Genomic DNA, 12,340 nt, shown 5'->3' on the forward strand with positions numbered 1-12,340 from the left:
CCTGATGAAATTATGAACTCTTGGAACAAGAGGGTTAGCTTGGTTCATTTCGTCAGCTAGTAAAAGTGGCGATTACCCAAGAAGCCCCCACTTCAAGCAACCCTCAAGGGTGGTAAGTGGTGGGAGTAGTTCACTAATTTGTGTTAGATGAACAGTTACCCGAGCGGAATTTATCAGCGCTCGGGATTTTTTATCGGCGTTCAGGATTCATTTATCAGCGTTCAAGCTCATTTATCGGCGCTCGGGGGTCATTTATCAGCGCTCAGGCTTATTTAACAGCGCTCAGGCTTATTTATCAGCGTTCAAGCTCATTTATCGGCGTTCGTGCTCATTTATCAGCGCTCAGTTTTTTGATGTAATCTGAACGAGTTTATTGATGATGACGCGTTCGGATTTTCAGGTTAGGGTAACTATTTTTGTGTCGCGCTCTTTTTTCTATGCAAAATCCGGTGCTGGCTTCGTCGTTTCGGTCGTGATGTCATACATCAGTTCATTTAAAATGTGCTCGACTTTCTTCCGAATAGCTGGGTTGAAGTAGCGTCGTTCTTCTTCATAGCCGCGTGCTAGAAATAGGTACGTGGAGAATGTGTCGTTCTTCTGGATGAAGACAACATCCATTTTCTTTTGATCCATCGTTTTGCGAAGGCCGCGTCGTTCGGTGCGTGCTTGGTGAATCATGCGGCGTAGTAGTTCTAAGTATGGTTCTTTTATTTTAAATGATCCGTTTTCGACCGTTTTGATATCTTGTTCTAAGACGACGATCGCCATGGATAAGAATAAAAATCGTGATGCTATTTGTCCTTCTTCGTCACTTAAATAAGGCATGATGATCCCTCCGTTACGTGTTGTCGAACATCTGTTCTATTATTGTATGATAAAATGATAAAAATATCAAACACTAATTCATAATCATGATGAATTGGTAAAAAAGTATGCAAGAGCTTTAATTTCTTATAAAATAAGGTTAGAGATACAGATGGGAGAAAGTGACCATGAATGAAGAATCGAATTTAGACGAACTATATGACCTTATATCAGATTCAGTCATTGGCAGTTTCATCATTCAATTGTTAGAGTTCTACGGGAGTTTCGGGCCGTTACCGGGGGTTCTCTTACCGTTCATTGAAGCGTTTGTGCCTATTTTACCTATTATCGTGTTTATTTTGGCGAATTCAATTGTTTATGGGCTGTTTTGGGGCTTTTTGTATTCTTGGGCCGGCAGTATAGCAGGGGCGATCCTCGTCTTTATTTTAGTGCGTAAGAGTGAGCGTTTCCGCTGGGTAAGACGGATTAAATATCAAAGACATATTCAAAAGATCACGTCGTTTTTTGATCGTCATGGCTTCGGGCCATTGTTTTTACTGTTATGTTTTCCGTTTTCGCCTTCTGCGTTATTAAATGTTGTCGCAGCTTTTACGAAAATGTCGATACAGCAAGTCTTCTTAGCTTTCGCATTAGGTAAGGCGGTTATGATTTTCTCTGTGTCGTATGTAGGAGATAGTATTGCTTCTTTTGCTGAGAATCCGGTTAGGACCATTATTTTAGGTGTAGCAATTGGTCTGATTTGGTTACTTGGTAAGTATATTGAGAAGCGTATTAAGAGGAGAGTGGACCGTGAAGATGGTGAAGCTATATAAAGAGAATGAAAAGGGGGAGCGCATGTGGGATTACAGTTTATATTAGGACGAGCTGGAGCGGAAATTGGCTCGTACTGTTTAGAAGAGATCGAACATGAATTAAAGCAAGATCCAAAAGGTGATCCAATCTTCTATATCGTACCAGACCAAATGGCGTTCCAACAGGAGTATGATTTATTAAGAAAGAGTGATTTAGCTGGTTCAATTAGAGCTCAGGTGTTTAGCTTTTCACGGCTAGCTTGGTATGTGTTTCAAGAAGTTGGTGGTGGGATGAAGCCGTTTGTCTCATCAACTGGGATCCAAATGTTACTCCGTAAGATTGCACAAGAGCATCAAGAGTCATTCGATGCGTTTCAGAAGGCAATGGATAAACAAGGGTTTATTGATCAGCTTGAGACGATGATTACAGAGCTTAAGCGTTATCGTGTGACACCTGAATCACTTAAGCGTGTGCTAGCTGAATTAAATCAGTTTGAACATTTAACGCCGAATGAAGTGGCGTTAAAGTATAAATTAGAAGATTTACTGTTGATTTATGAGAAGTTAGATGAACAGTTAAGTGGGCATTATATTGATAGTGAAGACCAGCTTGAGTTATTAGTTGAGAAAATGGCTGAGACGAACGTATTAAAGGATGCAACGATTTATATTGATGGTTTCCACCGCTTCACCCCGCAAGAAAATTACGTCATTGAAGCGCTCATGCGTTATGCGAAAGATGTGAAAATCGCACTTGTTTATGATGGGCGTCATCAAGGGTTAGGTGAGTTGGATTTATTTTACCAAACGAAAACGACGTATGACACGTTAGAAGAGATCGCACAAACTTTCCAAATCCCAATGAAGCAGTCGGTGCAATTGTATCCAGATGAGCGCCGATTTGAAGACAATCAGGCGTTTCAACATTTAGAGTGCCATTTCGGCGAAAAGCCGACACCGAAATTTGATGGAAATGCGCCGATTAAGCTTGTTGAAGCGGTTCATCCGCGTGCAGAAGTCGAAGGAATGGCACAAGAAATCGTCAGGCTGACACGTGAAGAAGGGTATCGTTATCGTGATTTAGCGATTTTAATTCGTGAAGATAATACATATCATGATTTGATCGAGACGATTTTTAAAGATTATGAGATTCCGGTTTTTTTAGATGAAAAGAAGACGATGTTAAATCACCCGTTTGTCGAATTGATTCGCACGGGTCTAGAAGTCGTAGAGCGAGAATGGCGTTATGATGCGCTGTTCCGTTTACTAAAGACGGGGTTTGTTAAGTCAACCGATGAACAGTACCCCTTAACAGATGAAGCCATTGATCTGCTTGAAAATTATTGTTTAGAGTATGGTGTAAGAACACGCGATCAATGGTTAAGTGAAAACGATTGGACGTATCAGCGTTTATTTGGGTTAGATTTCCGGAAGCAAACCGATGAAGAGTTAAAGGTGCAAGCACAAATTAATGCCTACAGAAAGCAAGTTGTCAACGCTTTACAAGTATTTGATAAGAGCATTCGTGAAGCGAAGACAGTTAAAGCGCGGTTGAAGGTGGTGTTTGAGTGGCTTGAGCATTTAGGGGCACCTGAAACGCTAGAGAAGCTACGTGATGATTTTGATGAACGTGGCGAAGTAGAAATCGCGCGTGAGCAAGAGCAAGCTTGGCAAGCCGTGATGCAATTATTTGATGAAATGGTTGAGATGCTTGGTGAAGAGGAATTTTCATTTAACTTATTCTGTGATGTTATTGAAGCGGGCTTTGATACGCTCAAATTCTCACATGTACCGCCTTCCATTGATCATGTGATCGTTGGTAATGTTGAGCGTTCGCGTATTGCGAATGTGAAGGTGAGCTTTATATTAGGTGTTAATGATGGTGTGTTCCCGATGAAGCCGCCGAGTGAAGGGTTAGTGACTGATGATGAACGTGAATGGCTAGAGTCTAAAGGGATGCTGCTAGCTGATCAAGCAGAGCGTGTCTTATTAGATGACCGTTTTTATATGTATTTAGCGTTTACACTTGCGAGTGACAAGTTATGGGTGAGTTATCCGTTAAGTGATGAAGAGGGTAAAAAGAAGATGCCTGCTTCAATCATTAAACAATTAAAAGCGATGTATCATAGGTTAGATGAGAAATTTTTACTTGATGATGAGGATGATGAAGACCCGCTTCGTTTCATTACAAATCCAGTTAAGTCGCGTGCGATTTTAACAGCGGAGTTATCGAAGTATTTACGAGGTTATCCGGTCCACAGTGTGTACTGGGATACGCTACATTGGTTTATGGAACGCGAGTCAGAAGATCGTCAAGCACAGACTGTTTTAAGTAGTTTATTTTACCGGAATGAACCGCATAATTTAAAGCCAGAAACAGCCGGTGAGCTATTTGATTCGACAGTTCGCTCTAGTGTGTCGCGTTTAGAAACGTATCATCAATGTGCTTATCACTATTTTGCGAAGTACACACTAGGTCTAAAGGAAAGAAACCTATACAAATTAGAAGCACCCGATATCGGACAGTTATTCCACGAATCACTACGTTATATTACAGAGTGGGTCTATGAAGATGGTAAGGCGTTTTTCGAGTTAACAAGTGATGAGATTTTAAACTATGCAAGGCGCGCCGTTGAACAGTTAGCGCCACTGTTACAACACCAAATATTATTCAGCTCTAATCGTTATCAATATATATTACGAAAGCTTGAACAAGTGATCATTCGGGCAACGACAGTGTTGGCTAAACAAGCAAAGCATACCGATTTCGCGCCAGCTGGCATTGAAATTGGCTTTGGCAATAAGGAAAAATTACCACCGCTCGAGCTTGATCTGATGAATGGTTATAAGCTTGAATTAAGTGGACGAGTCGACCGTGTTGACCAAGCAGAGATTGATGAGCGTTTATTCCTGCGTATTATTGATTATAAGTCTAGCAAGAAAGATCTAAGTATGGTGGATGTTTATTATGGATTAGCCTTACAAATGCTGACGTATTTAGATGTTGTCTTAACCTATTCTGATCGCTGGTTAGGGAAGCAAGCAGACCCAGCAGGCGTGCTTTATTTCCACGTGCATAACCCGACATTGAATGATTCTGATATGAAAGCGTTCAGTGATGATGCAGTGGAAGAGGCGTTGTTTAAAGAATACAAGATGAATGGTTGGTTGTTAGAAGATGAGCGCATAGCAGAGGCGATGGACCGTTCACTTGATAGCGGTACATCTAAAATCGCCCCGTTTGGTGTGAAGAAGGATGGCTCATTTAGTAAAAGCTCGAAAACAGTTGATGAAGATTTATTTAAACGAATGAATCAGTATGTTCGTGGGATGATGCGTCAAGCGGGTAACGAGATTGTTAGTGGTAATGTGAAGTTAGACCCGGTTCAGAAGAAGGATCATGTTGCTTGTACATTTTGCCCGTATAAGTCTGTCTGTCAATTCGACCCATCGCTTGAAGAGAATGAATTTGAACGTTTAAAAGTAGAAAAAGATGAAGCGATATTAGAGAAAATGATTAAACGAGAGGAGGAGAAGTAAATGAAATGGACTGAAGAACAAGCCTTGGCTATTTATGAAGGTGGGAAAGATATACTCGTCTCAGCTGCAGCGGGTTCTGGTAAGACAGCGGTATTAGTTGAGCGGATCATTCAGAAGATGTTAGATGAGGATGATCCGTTTAACATTGATGAGATGTTAGTGGCGACATTCACCAATGCGGCAGCTCAAGAGATGAAGACACGTGTTGGGCAAGCACTGGAAAAGGCACTTGATGAAAATCCGAATTCCCATCATTTGAAAAAACAAATCGCATTATTACAACAAGCGAACATTTCAACGCTTCACTCCTTTTGTATGAATGTCGTAAGAAAGCATAGCTACCAGCTTGATTTAGACCCGAGTTTTCGTATTTTAGATCAAGTTGAGTCTGAAATGCTGAAAAAAGATGTGATCCAAGATGTGTTTGAGCATTGGTATGGGAAAGACGGCGATGAACAGGATCAGTTTTTCCGTTTTGTTGATAGCTTTTCTAATGATCGTAATGATGAGCAAGTAGAAGAGCTTGTCCTTAAAGTTCATGAATTCGCGCTGCAAAACCCGAAGCCATTCGAATGGTTGGATGAACTGATTGCGATGTATGATGTAGGTGAGGATACGCCATTAGATGACTTGAAATGGATGCCACATGCAAGAGCGGACATTAAAGAAGTGTTAGAAGCCGCGATGTTTGATGTGAATCAAGCCTTGGATGTGGCACAAGATGTGGATGGTCCAGCGCATTACGTTGAAGCATTAGAACAAGACAAAGAACAAGTCCAACAAGTGATAGAAGCAATTGGTGCACCGTGGACAGGTTTACGCGATCGTGTGTTAACGAATAAAAAGTTCCAGGCCCTTTCACGTAAAAAGTATGAATGCGACCCTGAACTTCAAAACCAAGTGAAGGCGATTCGTGAACGTTATAAAAAGAAATTTACCGATATGGCTGGGAGCTGGTTTGACCGCGAGCCTGCTTCGTTTGTGAAAGATTTGCGCAAGTTAAAGCCACATGTGGAGCAACTCGTTACAATAGTAAAGGAATTCCACGAGCGACTGGAAGTAAAAAAGCGTGAACAAGGGGCTTTAGAGTTTGCCGACTTAGAGCATTATAGTTTAGATGTTCTATTAGCTGAAGAGGCGACGATGGATGATTTGGCGCCTTCTGATGTGGCTAAGCAGTATCAAAAACAATTCCGTGAAGTGTTAATTGATGAGTATCAGGATACGAATTTAGTACAAGAGACGATTTTACAGCTGTTAACAGGCGAGGAGAAATCCGGCCATTTGTTTATGGTTGGGGATGTGAAGCAAAGTATTTATGGATTTCGCCACGCAGAACCGAGCTTATTTATGAATAAGTATAAACAGTTTCAAGCTGAAAAAGAGCCAAGCATGCGGATTGACTTAGCACGAAATTTCCGTAGTCGTCATGAAGTGTTATCGAGTACGAATTATATTTTCCGTCAGTTACTTGATGAACAAGTTGGCGAAATGGAGTATGAGAAGGATGCTGAACTGATTTATAGTAATCAAATTTATGAAACATTAACGGATACGGATGTTGATACGGAGCTTCATATTCTATCACGAGAAGATGAGGAAGAACCGCCAGAGAGCGATGAGTGGAAGTATTTAGAGAAGGCACAGATTGAAGCACGTGCTTATGCGAAGAAGATCCAGTCTTGGGTAGGCACAGATGACAGTGAGCCAATGTATATGATCGATAAAGAAACCGAACGAAAAAGACCGGTGAAGTATTCGGATATTGTCATTTTAATGCGTTCGAAAACATGGTTTGGCACAGTCGTTGAAGAATTAAAGCAGCTTGGAATTCCCGTATATGCTGATCTTTCTGAAGGTTATTTAGAAGCCATTGAAGTCCAAGTCATGCTGAATGTGTTAAAAGCAATTGATAATCCGAAGCAAGATATCCCTTTAGCAAGTGTGTTAAAGTCACCTATTGTTGGTTTAAATGAAGATGAATTAGCACAAATTCGTTTGCACGGACGTAAGGAAAGCTTTGATGTGGCTGTGAGAAATTACATGAAAGCCGGTGAGAATGGTGATTTAGTAAGACGACTAGAACGCTTTTTCACCATGTTTGAAAAGTGGCGCCATGAAGCGAAGTATGGTGCATTATCACAGCTCATTTGGCAAATTTATCGTGAAACGGGCTATTATGAATTTGTTGGTGGGACTCCTGGTGGTAAACAACGTCAAGCGAACTTACGCGCATTATATGACCGGGCACGTAGTTATGAGCGTTCGTCTTATCGTGGTTTGTTCCGTTTTTTACGGTTTATTGAGAAGATGGAGGAGCGTGGTGATGACTTAGCGGCTGCGCGTGCATTAGGAGAACAAGAAGATGTTGTGCGCCTTATGTCTGTTCATACGAGTAAAGGACTAGAATTCCCACTAGTTATATTAGGTGCGGCGGATAAAGACTTTAATACGCAAGATTACAAGAAGCGATATTTATTGCATAAAGATTTAGGTTTTGGTGCTAAGTATATGGATGTTGATAACCGAATCATGTATAAAACATTCCCGTTTGAAGCGATGTCTGTTGCGATGAAGCGCGAAATGTTAGCAGAAGAAATGCGTGTGTTATATGTTGCCTTAACCCGTGCGAAGGAGAAGCTTGTTGTTATGGGAACGGTTAATGACTATAGTAAACGCGTTAAAAAATGGCTTGAAGTAGGAAAACATCAATATTGGGTGTTACCAGCTCATATGCGTAGTGATCAGGCGAACTATATGAATTGGATTGGGATGTCATTAGTCCGACATGAGATGGCAGAGGTACTTCATGAAGGGGCTGTATCTGTGCAGGTTCCGGAATCCATACGCCGGGATGAATCGAAATGGAAAGTGACGGTAGAACATGCAAGTGAATACGAGAACCCAGAGTGGATCACGGTTCAGCGTAATGATGAGTTAGAACAAGCGATTAAAGATTGGGACTCAAGCCGTATTGAAAAGCGCTCTGACCAATTTGAAGAGGTCGATCGCCGCTTAACTTACACTTATGATTTCCCTAGTAGTAAGTCGCGCCGGGCCAAACAGACGGTCACGGAGCTTAAGCGAATTCGTCAAGAGGAAGATGAATATAGTGCGACTGATTTTCTAAGGAAACAAAAGACATCATCACTACAACGTCCACGCTTCATGCAGCAAGATGAGAAGACATTAACGAAAGCTGAGATCGGAAGCGCCATGCACGCTGTGATGCAGCATTTACCGTTTGACCGAGAGTGGGATGAAGTAAGTCTTGAAGCGTTCATTTCAGGGTTAGTCATGAAAGAGGTTTTGACTGATGAAGAAGCAGAAGTGATTGATTATTCAGCCATTATGAAGTTATTTGACACGTCATCAGGACAGCTGTTATTAGCTGCAGAGGACGTTCGGCGAGAACTACCGTTTACAATGGAGTTAAAGGCGACAGAGGTTTATCCAGACTGGCAGGATGTTGCAGATGAAAGTGTATTAATTCAAGGTGTGATTGACTGCTTAATACAAGTCAACGGAGAATGGTACTTACTGGATTACAAGACCGATACGATCATAGGGGAAGTTGATGATAAACAAATTTCCAGCTTGTCTAACCGATATGAAGTCCAAGTCGACTTATACCGCAGGGCCATTGAATCCATTTGGAATATAGAATTAGCAGGCGTATATTTATATTTCTTTGACCGTGCGTTAGTTGTTGAAATGTGATGCTTGCCCGTCTTTTGGTGGCGGCGAGCCAATTTTTAAAAGGGAGAAGGGGAATGATGAGGTGAATAATTGGCTTAGTACAATTGGACAATTGATCAAACGAATTAATTGGAAGATGGTTTTTTTTATCATTGCCGGGGCAATTTCAATCACCATCATTGCGATCATGGTTATTTTTGGTGTATTACTTATCTTAGAACATTTTGATGGTCGGTATGATGAAACGATCCAGAGTTTAACAGGGTAATTTTTATAATAGATGTGTGTTACATTAAGTAGTTCAGTTAGGAGTGCTCATTATTATAGTACTTTAAACTGAGCTATTTTTGTATAAATGAAGAGTGAAAGCATTTAACACGAAAGAGAAGTCCCTCAGGTTTGAATCATTACTGTACCCCCCTCAAATTAATCGTCTTTTTTAATCATTTTTTTCATATTAGTTCAATAGGGGTGTGAAATATGGTAATATGTTATTTATAATAATTATAAAATGATATTTATTATAAAATAGTGGAGTCAAGGGGGAGATTTTTCGTGGGAGAGCCGAATTCTTTAAAGGCTAAGTGGCTACGTCATCGTGAAATGTTCATGGCTGTTTTAGGTGGTGTGTTGTTAGTTGTTGCGTTTTTGTCTGAATCATGGGGAAATCCCGCCTTAACAGCAGTTATATATATATTAACTTATGCTGTTGGAGGTTATTATAAAGCAAAAGAAGGGGTGTTGGATCTCGTTCAAGATCGCAGCCTAAACGTTGAAATTTTAATGATTATTGCAGCACTTGGAGCAGCTTCGATCGGTTATTGGCATGAGGGAGCTATTTTAATCTTCATTTTCTCTGTAAGTGGTGCGCTTGAGACGCATGCCCATCAGAAGAGTGAACGTGATTTATCTAAGCTGATTCAACTTGCTCCAGATGAAGCGAATAAGTTGAATGGTGATGGTACGATTACGTCGGTTTCCTTAGATGATTTGAAAATTGGCGATCGTGTACTTGTAAAAGATGGAGAGCGTATACCAGTAGATGGTGTTGTTATGAGTGGTCAAACGGCTGTCGATGAATCGACCATCACTGGTGAGTCATTGCCTGTTGATAAATTTGAGGCTGATGAGGTTTATAATGGTACGATAAATGGTTTTAGCTCGATTGTCGTTGAAGTGACGAAGGAAAATAAGGATTCATTGTTCCAAAAGATGATCCGTCTTGTAGAAGAGGCCAAGGAAAATCGACCACCAAGTCAGCAATTAATTGAAAAGATTGAAGGTCCTTATGTAATAACGGTTTTAGCCATTGCCTTTTTAATGCTGACGTTGCCTTTACTATTTGGGCTTAATTTTGAAGAAACGTTTTATCGTGCAATGGTGTTATTAGTGGTGGCATCACCTTGTGCTGTTGTTGCGTCGATTATGCCGACACTGCTTTCGGCGATTAGTACTGGTGCACGTAAAGGGGTACTCATGAAGGGTGGTACGTACTTAGAGCAGCTATCGAAAATGAAAGCTGTTGCCTTTGATAAAACGGGTACGATTACTAAAGGTGAACCTGTTGTAACAGACTTTGTCGTGTTGGATGAATTTGATGATCGTGATGTTTTACAACAAGTTGTGGCGATCGAAAATCAATCGAGTCACCCAATTGCCGAGGCGATTGTTAAGTATGGCCACTTTAAAGGTGTGACTTCAGAAAATGGGGTTGAATCTACAGAAGGATTAACAGGCCATGGGGTAAGAGCAGTGGTTGACGGTCAAATTTGGCATATTGGTAATGAACAATTAATGGCTGAAGTTATGTCAGGTGGAAAGTTGGCCAAAGGTTTAATCAAAAAGAAAGAAGCTTTGCAACATGAGGGTAAGACGGTGATGTTCATAGCTCGAGATGAGAAGGTTATTGGTGTGATGGCGGTAAAAGATGAAATCAGACCAGAGGCTAAGGCGTTAATTCACTCGTTAAATGAACGCGGTATTAAAACGATTATGATTACGGGTGACCATGAACAAACGGCTAGGAAAATTAGTGAAGAAGCGGGGATTAACGAGTGGATTTCACAATGTTTGCCTGAACGAAAGGTTGATGAAGTAGAAAATTTACGTTCTGAATACGGTTCAGTGGCCATGGTTGGTGATGGTGTTAATGACGCACCAGCCATGGCAAAAGCAGATATCGGAATTGCGATGGGGTCTGGAACTGATGTTGCGATTGAAACTTCGGATATGGTGTTAATGAATAGTGAGCTTAAAAATATTTCACTTTCATTTAATCTTTCAACTCGTTTGAACCGGATTGTTAAGCAAAATCTAGTATTTTCGATTTCTGTCATTCTCGTGCTAATTGTCGCCAATTTCTCACAAAATTTAACATTGCCATTAGGAGTCATTGCTCACGAAGGTAGTACAATTTTGGTTATTTTAAATGGGTTAAGAATGTTGAAAGAATAGGAGAAGCGGATGCCATCAAAGTTATGGCATCCGTTTTCTTTTAAGTTGATGATTTTACTATTTGATTATTTTAAAGAAAGGGCGTTTGATCCTGTAATAACGGTGACTCGTCCGACAATTACTCAGCTTTGTCCGACAATAACTCAACTTCGTCCGACAATAACGGGGGCTCATCCGACAATAACCCAACTTTATCCGACAATAATGGGAGCTCGTCCGGTGATGAGTGTTATTTATCCGGTGAAAACGGATGCTCGTCCGGTGATGAGTGTTCTTCATCCGGTGAAAACGACCATTCATCCGGTGATTAACTCAGCTTCATTCGCTAACGAACTAAAGATCCCCACTCTTTACAGATAAAAGACTGGCATAGCGCCAGCCTTTTGTTAATTATTTATTTGCGACGATTGGTTGGTCTTTGAAGGCTGGGTCAATTGGGTTGGATGAACTTAACATGCTGTTGGTCTGTATCATCATTCCTACATTAAATGCTCCGGCACCAGCATTTGTTTTCATTGAAGATTTTGGTGCAATGTAAAAAGCATCACCAAAGTTGACAGTACCACCACCATCAACACTATTAATCTTTAGTGGTCCTACCATTGATGGCAAAATAATCACCTACTTATTAAGAGATTCCCACCTGAACTTTATTCTTCATGATCTGTATCAAGTAAATGTCGTATGTGTTTCACTCGGCTAATAGCATCGGCTTTATGGAGTGAACCAATGTGAATGGTTGAACTTCCGGTTGTGCCGATGACATTAATATGACCAACTTTAATGTCACCTTTGTTGTGGCGTATGATATTATGTCTAATCGCGGTTAAATGTTCAGGGAGTGGGTCTGTAAAAAAATCATAATTATAAAACGTATGGCGTCTTTGTACTTCTCTAGTAAAATATGCACCTTCTTGCTGGATTGCAAGGGCGATTGAAAGGGGAGTTAAAAATTTCATATCTCCAATGTGTAATGAAGATGACAGTTCTATACTAGTAGTATTGATTGTTTTTACGAAACTGCTTCTCAT

At 40.7% G+C, this 12,340-nt stretch carries 10 protein-coding genes; 7 read left to right on the forward strand and 3 right to left on the reverse strand.

All coding sequences use genetic code 11. The features are described 5' to 3' along the window. Positions 1-140: 140 nt before the first annotated feature. Positions 141-359: a hypothetical protein gene (locus tag ABDZ63_RS03530; RefSeq protein ID WP_343781820.1), complete on the forward strand. Its 219-nt coding sequence runs from the start codon at positions 141-143 to the stop codon at positions 357-359. 76 nt (positions 360-435) lie between these two features. On the opposite strand, the gene ABDZ63_RS03535 is transcribed toward ABDZ63_RS03530, so the two are convergent. After that, positions 436-825: a YhjD family protein gene (locus ABDZ63_RS03535; RefSeq protein WP_343781821.1), complete on the reverse strand. Its 390-nt coding sequence runs from the start codon at positions 823-825 to the stop codon at positions 436-438. Between the two features lie 167 nt (positions 826-992). Between ABDZ63_RS03535 and ABDZ63_RS03540 the strand changes: the two genes are divergently transcribed. The 6 genes from ABDZ63_RS03540 to ABDZ63_RS03565 all read left to right on the forward strand — a co-directional run bounded on the left by ABDZ63_RS03540 (position 993) and on the right by ABDZ63_RS03565 (position 11,669). Then, positions 993-1,637: a TVP38/TMEM64 family protein gene (locus ABDZ63_RS03540; protein WP_343781823.1), complete on the forward strand. Its 645-nt coding sequence runs from the start codon at positions 993-995 to the stop codon at positions 1,635-1,637. Positions 1,638-1,661: 24 nt separating this feature from the next. Then, positions 1,662-5,156, forward strand: a complete 3,495-nt coding sequence (gene addB, locus ABDZ63_RS03545) for a helicase-exonuclease AddAB subunit AddB (protein ID WP_343781825.1) — start codon at positions 1,662-1,664, stop codon at positions 5,154-5,156. Then, on the forward strand, positions 5,157-8,876 hold the full coding sequence (gene addA, locus ABDZ63_RS03550) for a helicase-exonuclease AddAB subunit AddA (RefSeq protein ID WP_343781827.1): 3,720 nt from the start codon (positions 5,157-5,159) through the stop codon (positions 8,874-8,876). Positions 8,877-8,937: 61 nt separating this feature from the next. After that, positions 8,938-9,123 (forward strand): hypothetical protein, encoded by a 186-nt coding sequence (locus ABDZ63_RS03555; RefSeq protein ID WP_343781829.1) that lies wholly within the window; start codon positions 8,938-8,940, stop codon positions 9,121-9,123. A gap of 287 nt (positions 9,124-9,410) precedes the next feature. Beyond that, on the forward strand, positions 9,411-11,309 hold the full coding sequence (locus ABDZ63_RS03560) for a heavy metal translocating P-type ATPase (RefSeq protein ID WP_343781831.1): 1,899 nt from the start codon (positions 9,411-9,413) through the stop codon (positions 11,307-11,309). Positions 11,310-11,318: 9 nt separating this feature from the next. Then, positions 11,319-11,669 (forward strand): hypothetical protein, encoded by a 351-nt coding sequence (locus ABDZ63_RS03565; protein WP_343781832.1) that lies wholly within the window; start codon positions 11,319-11,321, stop codon positions 11,667-11,669. Positions 11,670-11,699: 30 nt separating this feature from the next. Here the strand turns inward: ABDZ63_RS03565 and ABDZ63_RS03570 are convergent, their stop codons facing one another. Both ABDZ63_RS03570 and ABDZ63_RS03575 read right to left on the reverse strand, forming a co-directional pair. After that, complete coding sequence (locus ABDZ63_RS03570) at positions 11,700-11,912, reverse strand: spore germination protein (RefSeq protein WP_425541938.1); 213 nt, start codon at positions 11,910-11,912, stop codon at positions 11,700-11,702. A gap of 47 nt (positions 11,913-11,959) precedes the next feature. After that, complete coding sequence (locus tag ABDZ63_RS03575) at positions 11,960-12,340, reverse strand: spore germination protein GerPE (RefSeq protein WP_343781835.1); 381 nt, start codon at positions 12,338-12,340, stop codon at positions 11,960-11,962.

Origin of the sequence: Alkalibacillus silvisoli, assembly GCF_039521975.1 — a bacterium.
Taxonomy (GTDB): Bacteria; Bacillota; Bacilli; order Bacillales; family Alkalibacillaceae; genus Alkalibacillus; species Alkalibacillus silvisoli.